20 protein-coding genes are annotated in these 20530 nt (G+C 44.3%); 7 read left to right on the top strand and 13 right to left on the bottom strand.

Translation table 11 applies throughout. From position 1 onward, the window contains the following. Positions 1-423: 423 nt before the first annotated feature. Entirely contained in the window at positions 424-2766 is a 2343-nt protein-coding gene (arcB, locus tag K5620_RS18015; RefSeq protein ID WP_016403532.1) for an aerobic respiration two-component sensor histidine kinase ArcB, read from the top strand. Between the two features lie 269 nt (positions 2767-3035). On the opposite strand, the gene K5620_RS18010 is transcribed toward arcB, so the two are convergent. Both K5620_RS18010 and K5620_RS18005 read right to left on the bottom strand, forming a co-directional pair. After that, positions 3036-3944: a LysO family transporter gene (locus K5620_RS18010; RefSeq protein WP_221077409.1), complete on the bottom strand. Its 909-nt coding sequence runs from the start codon at positions 3942-3944 to the stop codon at positions 3036-3038. Between the two features lie 149 nt (positions 3945-4093). Then, positions 4094-4891 (bottom strand): sterol desaturase family protein, encoded by a 798-nt coding sequence (locus K5620_RS18005; RefSeq protein WP_016403528.1) that lies wholly within the window; start codon positions 4889-4891, stop codon positions 4094-4096. Between the two features lie 99 nt (positions 4892-4990). Here K5620_RS18005 and K5620_RS18000 point away from each other — a divergent pair, with 99 nt between their 5' ends. Together K5620_RS18000 and K5620_RS17995 are read left to right on the top strand one after the other, a co-directional pair. Continuing rightward, a complete protein-coding gene (locus tag K5620_RS18000) occupies positions 4991-5413 on the top strand; it encodes a GAF domain-containing protein (RefSeq protein WP_016403527.1) in 423 nt (140 codons plus the stop codon). A gap of 153 nt (positions 5414-5566) precedes the next feature. After that, positions 5567-6760: a cyclic di-GMP phosphodiesterase gene (locus K5620_RS17995; RefSeq protein ID WP_040307596.1), complete on the top strand. Its 1194-nt coding sequence runs from the start codon at positions 5567-5569 to the stop codon at positions 6758-6760. Between the two features lie 63 nt (positions 6761-6823). On the opposite strand, the gene K5620_RS17990 is transcribed toward K5620_RS17995, so the two are convergent. The 3 genes from K5620_RS17990 to K5620_RS17980 are packed head-to-tail and all read right to left on the bottom strand — an operon-like array spanning position 6824 to position 8348. After that, positions 6824-7270 (bottom strand): copper chaperone PCu(A)C, encoded by a 447-nt coding sequence (locus tag K5620_RS17990; protein ID WP_016403525.1) that lies wholly within the window; start codon positions 7268-7270, stop codon positions 6824-6826. Positions 7271-7284: 14 nt separating this feature from the next. After that, positions 7285-7896 (bottom strand): SCO family protein, encoded by a 612-nt coding sequence (locus tag K5620_RS17985; protein WP_016403524.1) that lies wholly within the window; start codon positions 7894-7896, stop codon positions 7285-7287. After that, the gene (locus tag K5620_RS17980) at positions 7893-8348 is read right to left on the bottom strand and encodes a hypothetical protein (RefSeq protein WP_016403523.1); all 456 of its coding nucleotides are present in this window, start codon (positions 8346-8348) and stop codon (positions 7893-7895) included. Before K5620_RS17980 ends, K5620_RS17985 begins: the two co-directional genes overlap by 4 nt. 152 nt (positions 8349-8500) lie before the next feature. On the opposite strand from K5620_RS17980, the gene K5620_RS17975 reads away from it, so the two are divergent. Continuing rightward, positions 8501-9451 (top strand): DUF6279 family lipoprotein, encoded by a 951-nt coding sequence (locus tag K5620_RS17975; protein ID WP_040307595.1) that lies wholly within the window; start codon positions 8501-8503, stop codon positions 9449-9451. Here K5620_RS17975 and K5620_RS17970 read toward each other — a convergent pair. Continuing rightward, complete coding sequence (locus tag K5620_RS17970) at positions 9384-9989, bottom strand: acetate uptake transporter (protein WP_040307594.1); 606 nt, start codon at positions 9987-9989, stop codon at positions 9384-9386. The genes K5620_RS17975 and K5620_RS17970 overlap by 68 nt on opposite strands. Positions 9990-10172: 183 nt before the next feature. On the opposite strand from K5620_RS17970, the gene K5620_RS17965 reads away from it, so the two are divergent. Continuing rightward, on the top strand, positions 10173-10514 hold the full coding sequence (locus tag K5620_RS17965) for a 5-carboxymethyl-2-hydroxymuconate Delta-isomerase (protein WP_040307593.1): 342 nt from the start codon (positions 10173-10175) through the stop codon (positions 10512-10514). 4 nt (positions 10515-10518) lie between these two features. On the opposite strand, the gene K5620_RS17960 is transcribed toward K5620_RS17965, so the two are convergent. The 5 genes from K5620_RS17960 to K5620_RS17940 form a co-directional block, all read right to left on the bottom strand. Beyond that, complete coding sequence (locus K5620_RS17960) at positions 10519-11505, bottom strand: carboxylesterase family protein (protein ID WP_016403520.1); 987 nt, start codon at positions 11503-11505, stop codon at positions 10519-10521. Between the two features lie 54 nt (positions 11506-11559). After that, positions 11560-12240 carry a MaoC family dehydratase gene (locus K5620_RS17955; protein WP_016403519.1) on the bottom strand — a complete coding sequence of 227 codons (681 nt, stop codon included), beginning with the start codon at positions 12238-12240 and terminating at the stop codon, positions 11560-11562. A gap of 169 nt (positions 12241-12409) precedes the next feature. Next, entirely contained in the window at positions 12410-13624 is a 1215-nt protein-coding gene (locus K5620_RS17950) for a hypothetical protein (RefSeq protein ID WP_016403518.1), read from the bottom strand. Then, positions 13621-14280: a condensin complex protein MksE gene (locus K5620_RS17945; protein ID WP_016403517.1), complete on the bottom strand. Its 660-nt coding sequence runs from the start codon at positions 14278-14280 to the stop codon at positions 13621-13623. The genes K5620_RS17950 and K5620_RS17945 overlap by 4 nt, the downstream gene beginning before the upstream one ends. Then, on the bottom strand, positions 14277-17996 hold the full coding sequence (locus K5620_RS17940) for an ATP-binding protein (RefSeq protein WP_016403516.1): 3720 nt from the start codon (positions 17994-17996) through the stop codon (positions 14277-14279). The genes K5620_RS17945 and K5620_RS17940 overlap by 4 nt, the downstream gene beginning before the upstream one ends. 311 nt (positions 17997-18307) lie before the next feature. Between K5620_RS17940 and K5620_RS17935 the strand changes: the two genes are divergently transcribed. After that, positions 18308-18961 carry a 7-cyano-7-deazaguanine/7-aminomethyl-7-deazaguanine transporter gene (locus K5620_RS17935; RefSeq protein ID WP_016403515.1) on the top strand — a complete coding sequence of 218 codons (654 nt, stop codon included), beginning with the start codon at positions 18308-18310 and terminating at the stop codon, positions 18959-18961. 59 nt (positions 18962-19020) lie between these two features. On the opposite strand, the gene K5620_RS17930 is transcribed toward K5620_RS17935, so the two are convergent. Further along, positions 19021-19464 carry a DUF2059 domain-containing protein gene (locus K5620_RS17930; protein ID WP_016403514.1) on the bottom strand — a complete coding sequence of 148 codons (444 nt, stop codon included), beginning with the start codon at positions 19462-19464 and terminating at the stop codon, positions 19021-19023. A gap of 171 nt (positions 19465-19635) precedes the next feature. Here K5620_RS17930 and K5620_RS17925 point away from each other — a divergent pair, with 171 nt between their 5' ends. Then, a complete protein-coding gene (locus tag K5620_RS17925) occupies positions 19636-20067 on the top strand; it encodes a DUF3859 domain-containing protein (RefSeq protein WP_016403513.1) in 432 nt (143 codons plus the stop codon). A gap of 17 nt (positions 20068-20084) precedes the next feature. Here K5620_RS17925 and K5620_RS17920 read toward each other — a convergent pair whose 3' ends face one another. After that, positions 20085-20498 (bottom strand): VOC family protein, encoded by a 414-nt coding sequence (locus tag K5620_RS17920; protein ID WP_016403512.1) that lies wholly within the window; start codon positions 20496-20498, stop codon positions 20085-20087. Between the last annotated feature and the right edge of the window lie 32 nt (positions 20499-20530).

The raw sequence follows: 20530 nt of genomic DNA, 5'->3' as shown, positions 1-20530 counted from the left end.
CCACAACAGGATGCGTGAGCTAGGGGCTGTTTATCTTTCGCGGTTAAATTTTGTTCGCGAAAAAATCGTTTTAGGCGCGGCAAGGAATGTGAAGCCTAGCATTCTAGGTAAACATGCCTTAACAAAGCATACAACGATTTTAGCCGAATCCTTCGGGCAGCGTTTGTGGCTTATTTCTACTGCGTTATCAGCTTCTCATGTAGACTAACTACACATTAAAGCTTCTGCCTTGTATAAATAAGCCACAAATGGCTGCAAAAATCAGCTCGAAAGAAAAACAGCCCCTAGGGCTCATTGCATTTATATGACACAAAAAGATGGGCTGTTATACCACAAAAGCTAGGTTAATATTAACCATCTTTATTTTATGGATTAGCTAACATTTGCTTAGCTTGCTTCGCGCTATAAAAGGAATCTGGCTTAATGACGCCACTGAAAAATCTTGCCACCTATTACGTTCATTTATTATCTCGATTGGGCGTAGTTAAATTTACCATAAGCTTAGCTAGCGCCATTATTTTAGTGGCTTTGGCAATCCAAATGAGTGTTACCTTCGCGCTTACTGGCCAGGTGTCGTCGGTGGATTTAGTTCGCTCTGTGTTTTTTGGTTTAATTATTACGCCGTGGGCGGTGTTTTTTATGTCGGTGGTAGTAGAGCAAATTGAAGACTCGCGCCAACGCTTAAGTAAGATGATCCGTAAGCTTGAAAAAATGCGCTCTCGAGACCTGCAGCTTACTAATAAACTTAAAGCCAACATCAGCCAGCTAAATAATGAGATTGATGAGCGCGAGAAAGCCGAAGCTGCTCGTGGCCAAGCCATGGCCAACTTAGAACAAGAAGTAAGGCAACGCCAGCAAGCGCAGCAAGAGCTAGAAGAACACTCTGCCTTGTTGCGTAGTTTTATCGATAGCTCTCCCGATTTAGTTTATTACCGCAATGAGCAAGGCCAGTTCTCGGGTTGTAACTTAGCGTTAGAGCAGTTGGTTGGGCGCTCTGAAAAGCAACTTATTGGCCTTACTCCCTACGATGTTTACCCGGAAGATATTGCCGATAAAATTGTTGAGACCGACCACCAAGTATTTGATAACGATGAACAACTTACCTACGAGCAATGGTTAGAGTATCCCGATGGGCGCAAAGCGTTTTTTGAACTACGTAAGGTGCCATTTTATGGGCGTAATGGTAACCGTTTAGGTCTGTTAGGTTTTGGTCGAGACATTACCGAGAGAATGCGCCATCAAGCTAATATTGAGAAGGCCAATCGAGATAAAACTCAGTTTATCTCGACGCTGAGCCACGAATTGCGCACACCGCTTAATGGGGTAGTGGGTTTAAGCCAAATGTTATTAGACACCCCACTTAATGATGACCAGCGCAAACACGTAAATACCATCTTATTGAGTGCGACTACCCTAGGTAATATTTTCAACGATATTATTGACTTAGATAAGCTAGACCGGCGCCGCTTTGCAGTATCGCTAGAGCCAATGGACTTTAAAGCCTTAGTCACCGACATTGAAACGCTTACTGAAATGCAGTTACAAAGTAAGGGCTTAGATTTTCGTTTCGAGCAAATTGGTCCTATCCCTAATAGCATCATGGGCGACCCAACGCGCCTGCGCCAAGTGCTTTGGAATTTAACCCACAACGCGGTTAAGTTTACCGAGCAGGGCGAAGTTGCTTTAACCATAAAATCCGAGCCTTTGTCTGAGCAAGAAGTGCAACTTGAATTGATGATTGAAGATACCGGACCAGGCATTCCTCAGGATCAGTTAGAAGAGATTTTTGCCATGTACTACCAAGTAGAAGGCAGTAAATCAGCAACCGGTACCGGCATTGGTTTGTCGGTCTCTCGCCAGCTAGTTCGGGCAATGGGTGGTGACATTAGCGTGAGCAGCAAAGAGGGTGAAGGCTCATGTTTTACCGTTACCCTAAAGGTCACCTTAGATGCTATTCCTGATGAAGCAGAACAAATTGATCATCCTCCATTAGATATTCTGCTGGTTGAAGACGTAGAGCTAAACGTCACCATAGCTAAAGCGCTTCTCGAAAAATTGGGTCACTATGTTGAGGTGGCGATGAGCGGTGAGCAGGCGTTAGAAGTATTTGACCCAGATAATTTCGACCTGGTTTTATTAGACATTCAGCTACCGGATATGACGGGCTTTGATATTGCCAAACGTTGGCAGGAGCAGTTTGCCGAGCAGCATTTGCCACCGTTGGTGGCCCTTACCGCCAATGTGGTAAACAGCAAAAGCGAATTTGCTAAAGCGGGCATGGTTGATGTTATTCATAAACCGATTAATCGCAATGCGGTAGTACATTGTTTTAATAGTGTGTTTGCGATAGGTGAAGAGCCAGAAGCAGAGCCTGCGGTAAACCCTAAACAGGCATTAAGTCGCAGCTCTATGCCGATCTTAGATTTAGATCTAGTTGAGCAGTTTTGCGAGACCATTGGGGTAAAAGTGCTTAACGATAGCATCAATTTGTTCAAGCAAGTGATGCCTGATTACATGAAAGTACTCGAGAGTAACTTGTTTGCAAAAGATCAGGATGGCATTGCCTCTGAGGCGCATAAAATTAAGGGCGCTGCGGGCTCGATAGGTTTAGCGAGAATCCAGCGTTTAGCCAACAAAATTCAATCACCAGAACTTCCTGCGTGGTGGGATAATGTTGAAGACTGGATCCACCAACTTAGTCACGATTACCCAGAAGATTTGAAGCTATTAGACAAGGCCATTGCCGACTTTAATAACAATGATTAGGGTCTGTTGCTCTTTGGTGTTGAAATTTTGTTCGAGATAAGCGGGCTTTAATCGCGGCGAGCACTTAGAAGCCTAGTGGGCTAAGTAAGAAGTGCTTAACAAAGAGAAAAGTTCGCTTATCCGAACCCTTCGGGCAGCATTTCTTAGCCATTTATTCAGCGTTAGCGAGTGATTATTAAGCCCACTTAACTGCACACTCACTGCCTTGCCTAAATGGCTAATAAATTGCTGCAAAAACCATCAGCAAAGATCAACAGACCCTAATGCCCTTAGACAAAGTTAACCAGTAGTAAAATCATTACCGGGCAAAGTAGGCTAAGAATAAAGCCGCTGGCAATGGCTACTGGCACTAGTTGGTTGCCGCCAGCACGCTGTAGCATAGGCAAGGAGAAGTCCATGGCAGTTGCACCGGCATAACCAATAGTGGCGGCGGGTGAGCGCTGCATTAAAACTGGAATTAATAGCAGGATAATTAGCTCGCGGCTTAAATCGGCAAAAAAGGCAGTACTACCAATTAATGGTGTTGCTGCTTTACTTAACAAAGCGCCCGATAGTGAATACCAACCAAAGCCACTGCTCATGGCTAAGCCTAGGTTTAGCGGTAAGTCGAACAAGTAAGCAGTAATAGCACCTGCAGGTAAGGAGCTAAGCACCATCACCACCGCAATAATTAAGCCGCGTCGATTAAGTAGCATCTGGCGAACACTAATACCGGCACTTCGCAGCTCGATACCAATACAAAAAATTAGCAGAATAAGTGCGTATTCGGCCAATACTGACTGAGCGGGTAATTGTTGCTGGTAAGCCAAGCCCGAAACTAAACCGATTATCAACAGCGCGATAAGCAACGCAGGTTCTTTAAACATCGCAAGCTTGTTATTGCTTTTTTTGTGGATAGGTTCCGCGGCTGGCATCGCCAAATAGCGCCCCACAAAGTACAAGGCACTCAGGTTGAAGGTGAGCAATAAACTCACTAATACTGCGCTTTGACTAAATAGTTGAATAATATTTTGGCTAAGGTTATCAATAAAGGCCAAGCCATAACCCATCAAAAATAGAATCAGATATAGCATCCAGCTACTTAGTCGGCGAATAGTAAGCAAGGCCGAGGGATGTTTTACGGGAATCATGTAACCGACAACTAATGCCCCTAAAATCATCAATAAGCTGCTATACATCTCTATTTCCTTATTCGCGCGGAGCTGAAATATAGCAAGGAACCGAGACTCTCACCAAGTGGAGTTTTGTAAAAGGTTTTTTGGTGATGCTTTGGGTATGTAGGAGCTGTTAACTTGAGCTGATTAAGCTATTGCTGATTGGCTTTAGCTTATTTGCTCGGTGAGCGAAACGGCAGGCTTAATAAACCTTTGAGTTGGCGGTTATCTTTAGCATTAGGCCAGTGACTGAGGCCAAATTTTAGCTGGCTATGTCCATCTTGCGGTTGAGCGACATAACTATGAAACAATCTATCCCAAACCGCCAAATTAAAGCCGTAGTTGGCATTATGTTCATGGTATCTTTGCGAATGATGTACTCGGTGCATATCAGGAGTGACAAGCAACTTTCTTAAAAATGCATCTAGTTTTAGGGGTAGCTTTAGATTGCTGTGATTGAACATCGCCATGCCATTTAGTATCACCTCAAATAAAAACACCGCCAATACCGGCACGCCAAGCAATGTAATTAAGCCTAGTTTTATCAGCATCGATAAGGCTATTTCGATAGGGTGGAAACGTAATCCAAGGCTTACATCATAGTCTGGGTCAACATGATGCATACGGTGAATTCGCCACAGCCAAGGCAGCGAGTGAAACAACCTATGTTGCCAATAAATCGCCAGATCGAGCAAAATTACACACAAAGGTACGGCAATGGCTGCGCTAAGGTTTAGCTGATTAAACAAACCCCATTGCTGATGTTGTGTCCAACTAGCAAGCGCTAAAGTGGTGATAGGAAATAGCAGCTTTAAACATAAGCCATTTACTAGGATTAACCCTAAGTTGGCTGGCCAGCGTTGGGAGCGGGGAATGCTGCGTTTGTGTCGTGGCCAAGCTATTTCTAGCAGCATAAAAAGGGCCAGCAGCCCAACAAATATCCCTAAACGCCAAAACTCGAGTGTTTGCATGGACCAAAGTATACTAAGCATTGTTAAAACAACAACCAAATCTAAGCTAAGATTAGCTTATTGTTAATAAGCTTTTTTTGAAATTGTTTGGAGTGAGCGATGGACGTGCAACAGTGGTTGAAGGATGCAGCTCAAGCCTTTGATATGCAACTAGGGATTATCAGCAATATCCAAGATAATCGTTACGTAGTGCTGGCGGCCTATTCTAGCCTTGATTTAGTGCGTGCTGGCGATGAGTTTCCGGTAGATATGACCTATTGCGCTGATGTGATAAGCCAGGAGAAGGTATTAGCTTATCACCAAGTGGGCGCCATGACCGAAATGTGCTTACACCCTTGTTATCAGGCTATGCATTTAGAAAGCTATATTGGCATTCCTTTAGTCAAGCATGGCGAAATTATAGGAACACTTAATTTCTCCTCTTTAGAACCAAAGAAACAAGGGTTCTCAGATAAAGATATGGAAAAAATTCAAGTGCTAGCCAATGAATACTTAGAACTGGCAGATTTAGCAGTTGATTAAACTTTCGAAAAAATTTACATTTCGTTTCCCTTTTTTGATAGCGATAACATTCTACACTTCTAAGGAAGGCTATTTTTTTTGATTGCTTTAGTATTATTCAAGCAGTGTTTTTCTACCTTTAGCCGTAATTTGGATGAGTGATTGCCAAGCCGTATGACAAGCCCTAAAGCCGATATAAGAACCATCAACATTGATGCCCTAAAAGAAGGTATGTTTGTTGTATCCATCACCAGCCAAACCGGCAAAACCAGCATTGCTCAATCTGGGCGTATTACTCAGTCTAAGCAAGTTACAGTTCTAAAGAATAAAGGGGTAAAAGTTGTAAATGTAGATTGGTCCAGAAGCGTGTTTGCAGAACAGGACTCGGAACAAAAATCTACCGAAATAAGCAGCTCAAGTAGCAAGCCGAAGAAGCGTAGCGGTGAAAGCGAGAAGCAAGCTGCTAAAAAGTTGTTTAACGAAGCTAAAAGCTTACAAACCAAATACTTTAAGCAGTTACAACAAGGCGAACCCATTGATATTGAACCAATGGAAAAAGCCGCTGAAGGTTTAATTGACTCCCTAGAAAACCAAAGCAACGCCATGTTGTGTTTAGCCAAAATTCGCGCCAAAGATAAGTATTTGATGGAGCACTCTCTTAACGTGGGAATGCTACTGGCATATTTTGGCCGTTCTCTTGGCATGAACCGGACTAAGCAAAAGCAATTGCTAATGGGCGGAATGTTACATGATATCGGTAAGATCAATACTCCCGATGAGATCTTGCACAAACCTGGCCGGTTAACTGACGACGAGTTTGTGATTATGCGAGAGCATGTGGTGCACAGCCACAATATTCTTAAAGAGCAAGAAGGCATTAGCAAGATCATGCTTGAAATTGCTAGTAATCACCACGAACGTTTGGATGGCCTGGGCTATCCCAACCAGTTAAAAGGCGATGAGCTATCAGCTTATACTCGCATGGCCAACATTGTAGATTGTTACGATGCGCTAACCGCCGACCGAGTTTACAAAAGTGGTATGCCGCCTACAGCAGCATTCCGAATATTGTTATCAGGAGTTGGCACTCAGTTTGATAAAGCCTTGGTTGAAAAGTTTATCCGTTGCATGGGCGTCTACCCCGTTGGCACCTTGGTCAAACTAAAATCGGGTAAGTTGGGCGTAGTGGTTGAGCGTAATGAACTTAAACCTCTACAGCCTGTGATTAAGCAAGTATTTAATACCCTAACCAACACCCATACTGAGGTTAAGTTAGTAGACCTAAGTAAGTATGCGCATGAAGAAATAGAAAGTGCGGTATCTGCGCGTGACTACGGAATATCCTTAGACAGATACTTGTCTGAATAGCCAAATATTAAATGGGATTAAGCGCAGATTTAATCCCAATAAACTCTTTAAATAGTCGATATTTTAGTGATGGTGCTTCATTTTGTGCATCACCTTTTTAACTGGCACTGTGAGCTGTTGCTGACTGCCATCGGAAAACACCAGCGTTAATTCCACTTCTTCACCTTCGGCAAATTTGCTCGCTAAATCAAATAGCATTAAGTGCAAACCGCCCGGCTTTAGCTCTACCTGTTTACCTGCAGGAACCTCGATCTTTTCCACTTGACGCATTTGCATAACATCACCGTCCATCAACATGGTGTGTAATTCCACACGACCTGCTGCAGGCGTGCTGGCCGATACTAGGCTAACCGTTTGCTCACTATTGTTGTTCATTTGCATGAAGATAGCGCTGGTGGGCGCATTAGGTGGAGTGGCTCTCGCATAAGCCTCGTTAACGGTAATAGCGGCATCATTGGCTGCTAGGTGAACGCTAAATAAAAGACTGAGAGCGAGCAAGATTGAGCGCATGGTTAATCCTTATTTTATTGAGGAAGTAATTGTTGAATTTTGGTGACTAAAGGCTCTGGGTCTAGGGTGTGTGGCACTTTTGCCAGTAACTCGCCTTGAGCATTTAAGAAATAAAAAAATGAGTTGTGGTCAACGCTGTATTCAAGTTGTGAGTCGGGAATATCTACATACTTATAATACACTCCCAAGCTTTGGGTTAAGCCTAATAGCTGGCCTTCTTGTGGGCTTAAGCCAATGATATCTGGGTGAAAATAACCTGCGTAAGTGGAAACCGTTTCTGGGTCATCACGTTTTGGGTCAACACTCACAAACAAGCTTTGCAGTTGCTGGCGTTGTGGCTCTGATATTCCCTGCAGCGCAGCGCTAAGTACCGCTAAAGACGTTGGGCAAACGTCTGGGCAGTGGGTAAAACCAAAGTAAGCAATATAGAGCTGTTTATCGTTATCCAGTTCAGTAAAGCGCCCGTCACTACTGGTAATTTTGAACAAGTTTGTGGGCACTGTAGCAATCACTTTATTGCTTACCGCCGCTTGTTTAGGGCTAGAGTCTGCAGAAAACCATTGAAAACTCATAACTCCGGCTAATCCACTAACAATAATTAGAGCAATCCATGCTAGGTATTTCATTGGCTATCTACCTCAAAACTAAGAGCAACAGGTTGGGTGGGGTCTAAAGAAACAATTTCTGCTCGCCAGCGCATTTTTCCAGTGTTACAAATCGGCAGCAAAATATCCGATTGATAGTGACCATGTTCGTTGGGCTCGAGCAGCAGCTTGATTTCCCCCATGTACATTTCTATCCCTTGTAAACGGAGTTCTAGGCTTGGAGGATTTTCCTGGTTAGTGATTAACTCAAGATGCTGGCTTAACATGGCGGGAAGTTGGTCACTAGGTAAAGTTAATTTCCATGTTTGCTCATCAACTTGCCACTCACAGCGACCATTATGCAATTGTTGGCAGTGCTCAAAGTCTAGTGCTTCAAGCTGTTGTTGCTGCCAATAACTTACACCGATGCCAAGTCCAAAAGCGCCAGCAATAACTGCTAATACCAGTAATAATTTCTTAGTTAAACCAACCAATTAACCATCCATTGCGTGCTTGGTTTCACGCCACCATTGCAAGTAGGGCTAATCTACTCCGCTTGAATTAATCTCACAAGCCTTAATAATTAAATAGCTGCAGAGTGAGAACTATTTCCGGTTCTTTGGGTCTGTTTATTAAAGGAGGTGTTATGCAAACGAAGCCTTTTAGATGGATACTGATATTGATACTCAGCGGCTTACTGAGCGCTTGTGGTATGCGCTTTGTGTATAACAACCTTAACTGGCTGGCTTACTGGTACATCGATGATTACATTGAAATGAACAGCGAGCAAAAAGCAGCTTTTAAGCCCATGTTAAAAAGCTGGCTGGTATGGCACAGGAATGAACAGTTGCCGGTATACTTGGCTCAGCTTCAGCTGTTTCACGCTCAAATCAATAGTGGTATTAGCCAACAACAATTATTAGAGCAAGTTGACGCTTGGCAAGAGCATTATCGAGTATTGGCTGGTCATGTGTATCTTGATGTAGCGCAGCTCGCACAAACTGCTTCTTCGCAGCAACTATCAGACTTTATGGCTAAGCTAGCCGAGCAACGCGAAGATAGCGACCGCCAACAAAGCCATTATGATTACCGTATTGAACACATTTCTAACAGTGTTGAGCGCTGGCTTGGCGATGTATCTCCCAAACAACAGCTGGTAATAGAACAGCTGGCTAAGCAGCTAATTGATACTCGCGCCGATTGGCACAACGTGCAAAGTCGCTGGCAGCAATATCTGGCTTATTCTTTAAGTGGACAAAATCAGTCGGAAAATTTTGAGCAAGAATTTTATGTATTGATGGTGAATTCAGAATCACTCTGGCCGCCGGGTTTAGCTGAACGTTTCTATCATAATCGGCAATTGTGGGCACAAGGCATGAGCGAAATATTAGCCTTAGCCAATAAACAACAAAAGCGTCATATCTTAGCCAAGATAGACGCTTATATTGAAGATCTTCAATCACTTATAGAAGACAATCCACAACCTGCAAAGCCAGTTGTGGTAGCAAAGCTAGTTACGCAATTAACGCTTACGCAGCCACTTTTAGTGGCGCACTGTTGTCTTCAAACTTCATTGGACGACCAACAGGCAAAATAGTACGGCCATATTCAGCATTAAGTACTTGGGCCATTGCAAAATAGATAGCCGACAGACCACAGAAGATGCCTTCGTAGCCAGCAATAGTGCCAATCAATTCACTGCCAGTGAAATCGCGAATTGCCAATAACGCAAACAAAATGGTCAAGCTGCCGAATACTACTTGTTTAGCTGTTGGGTAACGTAATGAGCCCACAAACATGAACGCAGTGAACAAGCCCCAAAGTGCTAAGTACCAACCCATAAAGGTGTGAGGGCTAGGCTCGGCTAAGCCCATTTTAGGTAGTACCAACAAACCGACTAGAGTTAACCAGAATAAGCCGTAAGAGGTAAAGGCAGTAGTACCAAAAGTATCACCGCGTTTAAAGCACATAATACCTACAATTACTTGAGATAAACCACCGTAGAAAATGCCCATAGCCAAAATCATTGCATCAATTGGAAAAAATCCGGCATTGTGGATGTTTAGTAACACGGTAGTCATACCGAAACCCATCAATCCAAGTGGGGCTGGGTTAGCGGTAGTAGTATTGCTCATAGTCGATGATTCCAAGTAAAAGGTTAAAAAAAGCACAGTGCTCCAAGGGCCGTGCATTATCTGAGCGAGCATACTTGATAGGTGTGATCTAGATCAATAAAAGCTTGGTTTTTATAAATTGTATTACTAAATAAATTTTTCTATCGTAAAGCTTAAATTTTTAGCATGTGTGAAGTACCGAAAATGCCGCATTGTATTGTTGAATATTCTCAAGACTTGAGTGAGCAAATTACTATTAGTGAGGTTTTAGCTAAGGCTTTTAATTTACTGAAAAATAGCGGTGAATTTGAGCCCGCGGCAATTAAGCTACGAGCCATTGCTTATCAAGATGTATTAAGTGGTTTAGACGATCACAGCTTCTTACATCTGCGTTTGCACATTCTTTCCGGAAGAACGACTGAGCAAAAGCTAGCCTTAACCACTGCGCTAGTAGAGGGACTCGGTGCAGAATTGCCCATGGTAAAAAGTATTAGCGCTGAAGTGTTAGATATTCAGCGCGAGAGCTACATAAAACGAATTAGTTAGCGGTTTAACCTAACTCAAATTTATCTAGTAGGGTGAGGCGAGTAAGGGCTAGCTGAGTGTGCTTGGCTTGCTCGATAAAGCGTAAGCAACCTATTTCACAAAACAGTAGATCTTTGGTCACCGGATAAAGAGTGAAGCTGAGCTCGTTGTCTTGTAAGTCTTTACAAAGCAGCTTAAGCCCCTGTTTTTCGCAATAACTAATGCTGACATAGTCATGCTGATTACCGTAGTCACCAGCAAGATGACTTAAATCTTGAAGACTTTGCCGCTCACTTTTTGGCCTTGGATTCGTTTGTTCGAATAGCCAGGTCCAAAAACTGCTAGTGGCGTAAAAGTCGTCCCAAATATTGTGCTCATGCTGCGGATACCACGTGCTTTGTAGCTGAGCTTGCCGCTCCATTTGACCAAGCTTATGCGCTAGCTCTACAGAAAAATCTGCTGGGATTACTTCGTCTTTTAAGCCGTGAGCTAACCAAATTGGTAGCTGGTTAAGGCGTTGGTATAGCTCTTCGCAAACGGGGCGAGCTGGCAAGTTTAATGACCACGGCGCTAAGCGATTAGGATCTCCCGCCGCCAATATACTTAAGGCAGCAAAGCGCTGTGGCTGTGCTAAGGCTAAATTGGTAACGCCAAAACCGCCCATGCTTAAACCCGTTAAATATATTCGCTGTTTATCGATGGAAAACTGCTGTTCTATTTGGTCGAGCAAGCTGATCAGCTCTGCGATGGCCCAACCGTCGCGACCTTCCGGCACATGTGGGCTAATACAAATAGCGTCTAGGTGATGCTGTTGTAAGTAGCTATTGGGGCCAAAATTGAGTAGCTTTTCAATCTCACCGCCTATTTCCCCACGACCATGCAGAAACAGGACTAAAGGGTAATGTTTAGCGCTATCTAGCGAGCTAGGCTGACTCAGCAAATACTGGTAGGAAGGTTTATTTTGATGAGTATGCTGCTGAACAGAGATGGAATGAGAATGCGCTGTGTTCACGTTAAGCTCCTTTAACTAAACCCTAACGTGAACCATCATAGCGAGTTGTGGCGACTAAAAATAGAGACGAACTACCGATTCCACCACACAAGCTGGGCGACGACAGCCTTCAATTTCGACGGTAATTTCTTTTACTAGCTCTAAACCTCGCTTAATTGGTACAACCTTGGTCAAGCGGGTACGGGCTCTAATTCGATTATTTACCTTAACCGGGTAAGGAAAACGAACTTGGTTAATGCCGTAATTCACCATCATTTTTGCCGATGGATAAAGCGGTTTGTCTGGGTCAACACTTTCGGTAAGTGCTGGCAGCAAGGACAAGGTTAAAAAACCATGAGCAATGGTAGTTTTAAACGGTGACTCTTCTGCCGCGCGCTGCGGATCGGTGTGTAACCACTGGTGATCTTTCGTGACATCGGCAAACTGATTAATTCGCTCTTGAGTAACATTGAGCCAATCGCCAATGTGGATTTCTTCACCCAGTTGCATCGACAGCTCTTCTAACAAGGCTTCAGCTTTTGGATGTAACTCTATGGTTTCTTTAAAACTGGCTTGTTGCTCACCATTGGAGCTTAATTGGTGTTCTCTTACCCAGTTAACTAATTGACTATCATGAGCTTTATTTAGAAACTCAATCCAGTGATCGCGAATTGCAGGCGATAGCCAATCTTTCAATTCAAATGGGTTTTGGGCTAGCATTTCACGCTTTTTCTTAATAAAATCAACTACTTTCATATTTACTCTCTAATGCGTACCGGCCCAACAACTGGCATATTCTAAAATAATGAATTAGTCAGTCAAATATTTCTATAGGTAAAACGTAAGTGCTTGTAATTAAATATAGGCACTGCTTATTTAGTCGGCAAGAGTGTGCTTAGTTAGCTAAGCACATTTGTTGGCTGAATTAACGTAACCATACCTGTAAATCGCGAACAATCCGGTTGCCACTAAAGATTGGGTGTGGGTCTTCAATGGGATCAAGTGCAAAGTAGTCACGCTGCTCTTCTGGCAGAGCATGGTAGCTGCCCCATACTTGGTATAACCAGGCTTCGGCATCCCATTCTAAGTGCTGTTCTTGATAGTACTCTAAGGCCGTTTGGCCCGCAGCACTTTCTATTACGCCCAACAGGTAGTTCTCTACATCTTGTTTAATCTTTTGCTCTTGCAGGGCAAACTCTTCGGCGCCTTCTAGAGATACCGCATGTTCGGTGTCGGTTTCGCTAACTTTAGTGTGACGTTGCAACTTGAGCTGGCTAAGCGATAGCAATAAGTCGTGTTCATGTTCGCTGTTGTGAATATCAACACTGGCCTTGGATAGCAGTGCAGGGGCTTGGTTAAATAAGCTCGCTACATCGAGTTGCTGAGTTGGGTCTTTAGGGCTGAAGTCGGGATGCTGAGCATGAAATAGTTGCAAACCTTTAAGCAGGCGAGACTTACCACGTAACTCGCGAAAACGGCCGAGTAAGGTGAGTAGGCGTGTTTGCACAACGGCCAGCTCTTGGGTGCAGTCGTAAACCGCTTGGCTTAGGTTCAACACCAAGATCCGGCGAAGCTCGCGAATATCGCCAGCTATTTGGCTCAAAGTATCAAAGTTTAATAAGGCAAGGCTATTGAGCAGTTCGCTCACTTGCTGCTGTGCTAATTCATTTTCACGGATTTTGGCGCTTAAGCTGGGCACATAACCAAACTCATTGTTGATTCGGCTCCACAATACCCGCGAGCTATGGCGCAGGCTTTCGGTGAGGCTGTAACTGTGTTCGCTTAAATCGCTGAGGTAAACGTCGGCTGCGGCTAAATCGCCAATATGTAAGGCTTCTTTGTAGTGTGCTGCCAAGGTTTTAATGGTTTCTAAGCGTGAGCCAACATTAGAATCAATTTGCCGATTACGAGTATCACTTAAGGCTTCTTCCAATAATGAGCGCAGGTTAGAGCTTAAATGCAAGCCTTCGTCGGCGGATGGGCGCCAAATAACGCCAGCTTTGAGTAAGGCATCAATCTGTTTACTGTCTAGCTTACTTTCATCTAGCTTGCCGTTAACGTAAGCATGCATCAGGCTTTTGCCATGACGCGCAAGCAGCTTAAATAGCTTTAAGCCAGCTTGTTGCAAATGTTGGTTCACAGTAAGGGCTCCTGCTGGCCAATGGCATCCATGGCTTGTTGTTCTAAACCTAGACCTTCTGCTTCGTCAATAAAGCTAATCACTTCAAAAATGTAATCCACTTTTGCTGTGGCAATGTAGATCTGTTTTTCTTGGTTTGGTCGAACTAAGTAGCCTTGTTCACATAGGCGCTTAAACACTTGCTTAAGTTGACCATCTACTTGGCTACTGGTTGAGCCAAACAACTTGTATTGAGATATTTTTGCCAGTTGTTCACGCAGCGCTGGGGTGTCTTCCACCACGGTTTGCAACTCGCTTAAACGCAGCGCCACTCCGGCACTAATAGGGCTATCTTGGCCTTGCGCTTCTTGGCTGAGAATTAGCCATTCGGTGAGTGGCAATAAGCTACCTGCTATTTCGCTAAATTGCTGGCTTATCACTTTGTGTTCATTGTCGCCTAGCTCGCGATAGGCACAAAAATACAGTTCGCCTTCGCAAGCACTGGCAAGGCGACGATTAAGCACATGTAAGTGGCTGTCGATGCGCTCGCGGTTAGCTTCTTCGGCTAAAAAGTGAAAACCATCTTCGTCACTCACTTGGCAGATAAATTGGCCACTTAACAGGGCTTCTAAAATCCGCCCGGTTTCGCTCATGCCGGTGGCGTTTAATTTACTCATAGCTCAGCCTCCGCTTGTTTAGTACTGGCTTTTGCCGCTTGGGCTGCTTTTAGCTTTTCTTGTAAAGGATTAATTCGCGGCTGCACAACCTGCAGTTGGCGCTTGTCACGGTTGATGATGTAGCGGTGGGTGAACAAGTCCAATACTTCAGATTCTGGGTTAGGAAAAGCCCCCAGTATGCGAATTTGGTTATGGTCACAGGCATCAAAGATCTTTTTCACGTTGCTTTGGTGCAGGGTGCCTAATTCATCAATTGGCCAGTGAATGTAAGTATCGGCATTACCACGCAATAGGCGGGTAAAGGCCAATAAGAACTTACACAAAATTAAGTAGGCCATGCCGTGGCTACTGGATTCATTAAGCTGGCGGTCGGTGCGGATCACTAGGTCGCTATTGCCTTCGCGCAGGGTTAGCTCAATCAGCAATAACCGAGATACCCCTTCTTTAAGTGCGCTGCGACCAATAATGTCTAGGGCTACCCGCATGCTGGTGGCGTAGTCTTCGTCGGGCAGTTGATTAAAGCCTTGCTGTTGCCACGCTTGGAAGTTATCTACAAAGGTTTTTAGTTCGTCCCAAAACTCTAGTTCGCTAATCTTAGAGCGAATTTTTACTGCTGAATCAGATACGCCATCTAGGCTTAAGTCTTCACCAATTTCGCGGGTAATACGGCGGCTTTGGCTCAAAATTCGTTGGTCAATGTCGCTTAAGTTTTGGTAGAAGCTGCTAATGCTCATGCCTAGGTTGCGACCGTGGTCGATTAGGCCTTGTACTTTTTGCGGCACTAAACCGTTTAACAGTTCAGATAGGTGTGGCACTAACTCACGGTAGGCGAGGGTGCTTTCTCCTTCTTCGTTGGTGCGCCGGCATGCGGCACGCGAACGCTCCCAAGTTTCGCTTAAGTCTGAGCCAGCTTGTTGCGCTAATAAGCTATCAAAATGGCGAACTGATTCATTAACTTGCTCAAGCTGCTGGTTACGCTGCACAATTTGCTGCTCGGCTTGGCGGGCTCGCTCGGCGGGTGTACCGGCAGCTTCTGCTGTTTGGTCTGCTTGGTTTTGTTTGGGTAAAGCCAATTGTTTGATTTTTCGCAACAGGTTTTGAGTTTGGCTGTATTGTTGCTGTAGCTGTTCTAGCTCTTGTTTAAGCTTGCTGAGCTCAGCTTGCTGGCTATCGCGCTGCTGTTTGAAGTGAGCCAGTTGCTCGTTAAGGGCTTGTTTAGCACTGCTTTGTGCTTGGCGAGCATTGGCAAGGGCATCGTTAAGTTGTGGTTTTTGGTTTAGCCACACTTGCTGATGCCAAATTTTGTATTCGCTTACTTCATCACGGTACTGCTCGGCGTCTTGAATTTGTTGATTAAGTTGGCGCTTTTGCTTGGCTAAATCAACAATTAGCTGGTCATCTAAGCCCTGTGCCTGCAACTCGCCGCGATACCATTGTTCCGACTGTTTTAGCGCTTCTTTCGCTTGTTTCTGGCGATTGCTAATGGCGTCTTGAGCTTGGCTTAGTTGCAAGGCTAATGCATCAATCTTTTCTTCCCACCAGGCCATTTTTTCTAGCTTGGCTTCTTGGTGTTGTTCGCGTAACTCGTCTAGGTATTCTTGATGCTGTGTTTGCGCATTGTCTAAATAGGTTTTCAGTTTAGTTTGTTTTTCTAGTCCCACGCTTTGGCGCTGTTTAAGCGCGCTAGAAAAGCTCTCTTTGAGTAGCTGTTTTTCTTCTTGTAGACGTTTGAGTTGATCTTCACTGTTGTGGTGAGCTGCTGTGGCTTCGGCAACTGACAAATCTTGCTGCTGCACGGCTTTGTTGGCGTCACTTAAGTCAAGTTCAGCTTGTTTAAGCTGTTTCTGCACTTCGTTAACGCTTTGCTGAATTTGCTCAATTTGCTGTTTGATTTGCTCTTCGGTGGCGGCACATTCTGGAGCATCGATGGCTTTTAAGTCTAAGGCTAAGCCAAATACGCTTTGATGGTTGGTTTCGCTATGAGGTTTTAAATCACGACGATTGAGCAGCTCAGGGTTAATTAACTTACCAATGCTTTGCTCCCACTGTGGGTGCTCGCTGCGTAAGTGCGCCAGTAGGCTGCCATCGGCCGGTTGCAGGCTGTCTTTTAGCCCACTTAGCTTTTGTTCTAGCTGGCGAGATTGTTGGCTGGCGTTGGCTAAGGTTTGGTCGGCTTGTTGGCGCTGCTGCTTTAGGCTGTGCAATTGTTCGTTGTGTTGGCGTACTTGCGCAGATAACAACTGTTGCTGCTGGTTGGCCTCGTCGAGACGATTATCCATGATATTAAGCTGGCGGCTTTCTTCTTCGGTATAGCCCATTTGCAGGGTGCCGGCCTCTAGCTGCGCCAGTTCTAGCTGATTTTTATGCTGCTGTTGTTGGAAGCTTTGCTCAACCTGGTTAATTTGCTTTTGTTGCTGCTGTTGTTCGTTATTTAGCTCAGCTTGTTGCTGTTGTTTCTCTTGGTTGAGCTGTTGCTGCAGCTGATCTTTGTTTTTATGCAGTTTGTTTAATGCCGAGTTTAGCTGCTCATTGATTTCGCTTTTGCGTTGGTTGAAATGAGCTTCAATATCGCTGTGTTGCTCGGTAAGCAGCTGGTGGCGTTCGCTAACTTCTCGCACTTGCTCACGCCAAAGTGGTAGCTGCTCAACCGCGCTAAGTGCTTGCTCGATATTTTTATCTTGCCAAGTTTGGTAATCATCTTCGATGTGGTTAAGTTGCTTGTCGAAACTAGAAACATCGGCATTGGCACTAGAGACAGCTTGGTTAAGCTGTTCGCGTTGATTCTGCCACTCTTGCTCTAGTTCACTTAACTGTTGTTTTAATTGGTTAAGCTGGCGTTGGCTATGTTCACTATGGGAAAATAGCTCCGCTTCATCGTTTTGTAGGTTTTTATCTAGCTGGTGTAACTGAGCTTCACTGCCAAGCAGTTGTTGGTTGATTTGCTCTAGTTTTACGAACTTAGGGCGAATCGCTTCAAACTGCTGGATTAAGCGGGTTTCTTGGATCCATGCTTGCGCTTTATTGGCATCTACCCAAGTTGGTTTTAAGGTAACGCCTTCTTCTTCCAAAATGGCGGCAATCATCGATTTGATGGTTTCCATTTTGCCTTCTTTGGAGTGCACTGCTTTGGCTAGTTTTTCAATGTGGCGCAGGCCATGCTTTGGATCGCACATAGAAAATTGACGAGCAAACGCTTTTAAATCGCTGTCGCCGGCATTTTGTAAGCTGCGATCGTTTTGAATAATTGCACGAAATTCTCTGGTATTAAGAAAGCGGGTAGTGGCTAGGGCAGCGCCGTTGAACTCTTGCTTTTTAAGTTTTTGGCCTAGTTTAGCGGGAGCCAAAAACCAAGTACCTTGCTGGTCTTGTTTGTCGATAAAATCTTCTAGTTCAAAAGGCTTACCAATAAAGCGGTATTTTACCCCTTGGTCTTCGCGACCCGATGACAAGACTACTTGGGCAACTTGGCCATTGTATTGCTGGTACTCGTAGATGATGTAGCTGGCTTCTCGTGGTAGGTACCAGCGCTCGAAACTGTCGCGGGTACTTGGCACTACGCGGCTGGGGTATTCGCCATAAAATACCGGAATAAGACGCTGTAATGTGGTTTTACCTGAGGCGTTAGTTCCACATATATTGCTGTGTTGGTCGAGTTTAAGTTCTACCACACCTTTTAGGTGAGTATCGATCAAGATGATCCGCAATAAGCCAGACAAAGTGCATCCTTTTAAATTAACTAAACGTAGCACTCACCGCTGAAGCAAGTGCTGCTGCCATAATCAAACAACAAACCACAGATGGGTTTGAACGCGGGCAGGGCAATAGCTCAGTTTAACTAAGAACGGACAGCGAGCGAAGCCTTGAGAGGTGTGTTTGCTTAAAAACTGTTAGTTATCACCAAAAAAATCAAATAGCGATGATTTCTTGACTAATCGTTTAGCTATTGCAGTTAGCTTATAGTTGTGGAATACTCCGCCGCCCTTGGGTTCTCTCACCCCCAATTAACAAAAAGATAGGTAGTTCTATAATGTGGTTTTTACAATTAACTGAGGCCGAGCGCCGCAGTGTTATTATTCTCGCTTTATTTCATATCGTTACTATTGCCGCTAGTAATTATTTAGTGCAATTGCCCTTCACTATATTTGGTTTTCATACCACCTGGGGTGCGTTTACTTTCCCATTTATATTTCTAGCCACCGACCTTACGGTTCGCTTGTTTGGTGCAAGCAGAGCTAGAAAGATTATTTTCACTGCAATGCTGCCAGCCCTAGTGGTGAGCTACATTGTGTCGGTACTGTTTTACCAAGGTGAATATCAAGGTTTAGCCGGCTTGTTAGCCTGGAACGCTTTTGTTGCGCGTATCGCTTTGGCGAGCTTTTTGGCTTATTCGGTAGGTCAATTATTGGATGTAAAAGTGTTTGACCGTTTACGCCAGCTTAAGCACTGGTGGGTAGCACCTGCGGGCTCAAGTGTGTTTGGCAACTTGGTGGATACTTTCTTATTCTTTGCGGTGGCCTTTTATGCCAGCAGCGACGCCTTTATGGCTGAGCATTGGGTAGAGATAGCGTGGGTAGATTATGGCTTTAAACTTGCGGTTAATCTTGCTTTGTTTGTTCCGCTGTACGGCATGTTATTACACTTTTTGCAAAGCCGTTTAAAAGCTAATAAAGCACTAGCGTAAAGCTTGCTGTTGTAATGCCAGTTTGTTGATGCTGGCATTACAATGAGATACGCCGTCGTTTAGTTACCTGTTTGCTGTTTTTGTTTGGCTGCGGCTTGCTGCAACATTTCCTCAAGTTTTTTGTGATGCCCCTTAGCCACCAAAGCGCTAGCCAGCGCGCTTTCACGAATTAATGTAGCGTTTAGCTCTTGGCTCTTTTTGCCTACCGGAGTTTTATAAAATGCGACTAACTGCTCTAGCTCTTCATCTGTAAAGTGTTTTAGATAAACCTCAGCAATCTTTGGTTTCATCTCTTCCCAAGTAAGATAGGTGTTTGCCCACTCGTCCAGTACTGGTCGAAAGTTCTCTAAAGGAGGGTTTTGACGAATTAGCGCTTGATTGAGATTGTTACGAATTATCTGCATTTGCAATTCACTGTCGTTGAGCTCCAACAATTCATTAATGGGCGCTGCTTGCAGTGAACAACTGGCAAAAACAAGGGCTGCTGTCAGTAGCTTTTTCATAGGTTCATCCTTGAGAAGATTTAGCTAGTGGCTTAAAGGCCAAGCTATGATTCATTTATGCTTTTAGCCTACACCTTAAGTAAAGCGGGGGAAAGGATTGTAATGGCAGCTAAAGCTAGGTCTAAGGTAAAATAGACAATTTAGATATTCTATTAGGCGAGTTTTACAGCAATGGCGAAGGCAAAACCCCAAGTTAAGTTACACAGTTACGGTATTTACAACAAATGGGATAGCGATGCTAAAGCACTGCCGCAGGTTAGCCGATTTACCACTCAAGTTGAAGCTCAAATAGATGTTGAATTCGGCTTGATTATTAAGATTAAGAAAGCCAAAGGCCAGAAGGTTCGCTATTGCATCTACCACCCCAATATCCCAGATGAAGATGGCGAGGTTATGGCGCCTTTTGATGGTGAAGAGTACATTCGCAGCAACGATTGGGATTTTTATTTAGGTGACACCATTTGGGCTCCCATTAGCAATAAGCTAGGAACTTGGCGCATGACCATTGAATTAGCAGGAGAGATAATTGCTGAGAAGTCATTTGAGTTGTACCAAGAAAGCCCCGGTGATCCCGCGCAGTTTTTCCGCAAACGTGGCATGTAAATAACATCATCAATTTCTTAGTTGAGAGGGCAATTTAGCATCCAGTTGATGCCAAACTGGTCGCACACTCTAGCAAAACGCGCTTGCCAAAACGTATCTTGTAAACCCATGGTGATGCTGCCGTTTTCAGAGAGTTTTTCGAACACCTGTTGTTGCTCGGCCAAGTCTGAAAAGTTTAAGTTGAGCTCGATATTACCCGCGCTTTTTAGCTGCTCTCCGGGCATACCATCGGATGCCATAAACTCCAGTTCTCCGGCTTTGAAGTGACAATGCATCACTTTATTCAATAACTCATCGGGAATTGGCATGTCGGTTTGATTATCGCTAAAGCGCATTAATGCAATAACGTCGCCTTTAAAGCAGTGCTGATAAAAAGCTAAAGCTTGTTCGGCTTTACCTGAAAAATTAAGGTAGGGAATAATGGCTTGCATAGCTAAATACCTTGTTGTGATGGTAATAGAAA

Origin of the sequence: Agarivorans albus, from assembly GCF_019670105.1 — a bacterium.
Lineage (GTDB): Bacteria > Pseudomonadota > Gammaproteobacteria > Enterobacterales > Celerinatantimonadaceae > Agarivorans > Agarivorans albus.
This window is presented reverse-complemented; position numbering and strand designations above follow the sequence as displayed.

Coding starts and splice junctions, on each gene's coding strand:
- K5620_RS17970 (WP_040307594.1), bottom strand. CDS start 9,989: ATGAGCAATACTACTACCGCTAACCCAGCCCCACTTGGATTGATGGGT.
- K5620_RS17955 (WP_016403519.1), bottom strand. CDS start 12,240: ATGAAAGTAGTTGATTTTATTAAGAAAAAGCGTGAAATGCTAGCCCAA.
- K5620_RS17945 (WP_016403517.1), bottom strand. CDS start 14,280: ATGAGTAAATTAAACGCCACCGGCATGAGCGAAACCGGGCGGATTTTA.
- K5620_RS18000 (WP_016403527.1), top strand. CDS start 4,991: ATGGACGTGCAACAGTGGTTGAAGGATGCAGCTCAAGCCTTTGATATG.
- K5620_RS17995 (WP_040307596.1), top strand. CDS start 5,567: ATGACAAGCCCTAAAGCCGATATAAGAACCATCAACATTGATGCCCTA.
- K5620_RS17930 (WP_016403514.1), bottom strand. CDS start 19,464: ATGAAAAAGCTACTGACAGCAGCCCTTGTTTTTGCCAGTTGTTCACTG.
- K5620_RS17990 (WP_016403525.1), bottom strand. CDS start 7,270: ATGCGCTCAATCTTGCTCGCTCTCAGTCTTTTATTTAGCGTTCACCTA.
- K5620_RS17925 (WP_016403513.1), top strand. CDS start 19,636: ATGGCGAAGGCAAAACCCCAAGTTAAGTTACACAGTTACGGTATTTAC.
- arcB (WP_016403532.1), top strand. CDS start 424: ATGACGCCACTGAAAAATCTTGCCACCTATTACGTTCATTTATTATCT.
- K5620_RS17935 (WP_016403515.1), top strand. CDS start 18,308: ATGTGGTTTTTACAATTAACTGAGGCCGAGCGCCGCAGTGTTATTATT.
- K5620_RS18005 (WP_016403528.1), bottom strand. CDS start 4,891: ATGCAAACACTCGAGTTTTGGCGTTTAGGGATATTTGTTGGGCTGCTG.
- K5620_RS17920 (WP_016403512.1), bottom strand. CDS start 20,498: ATGCAAGCCATTATTCCCTACCTTAATTTTTCAGGTAAAGCCGAACAA.
- K5620_RS17965 (WP_040307593.1), top strand. CDS start 10,173: ATGCCGCATTGTATTGTTGAATATTCTCAAGACTTGAGTGAGCAAATT.
- K5620_RS17985 (WP_016403524.1), bottom strand. CDS start 7,896: ATGAAATACCTAGCATGGATTGCTCTAATTATTGTTAGTGGATTAGCC.
- K5620_RS17975 (WP_040307595.1), top strand. CDS start 8,501: ATGCAAACGAAGCCTTTTAGATGGATACTGATATTGATACTCAGCGGC.
- K5620_RS18010 (WP_221077409.1), bottom strand. CDS start 3,944: ATGTATAGCAGCTTATTGATGATTTTAGGGGCATTAGTTGTCGGTTAC.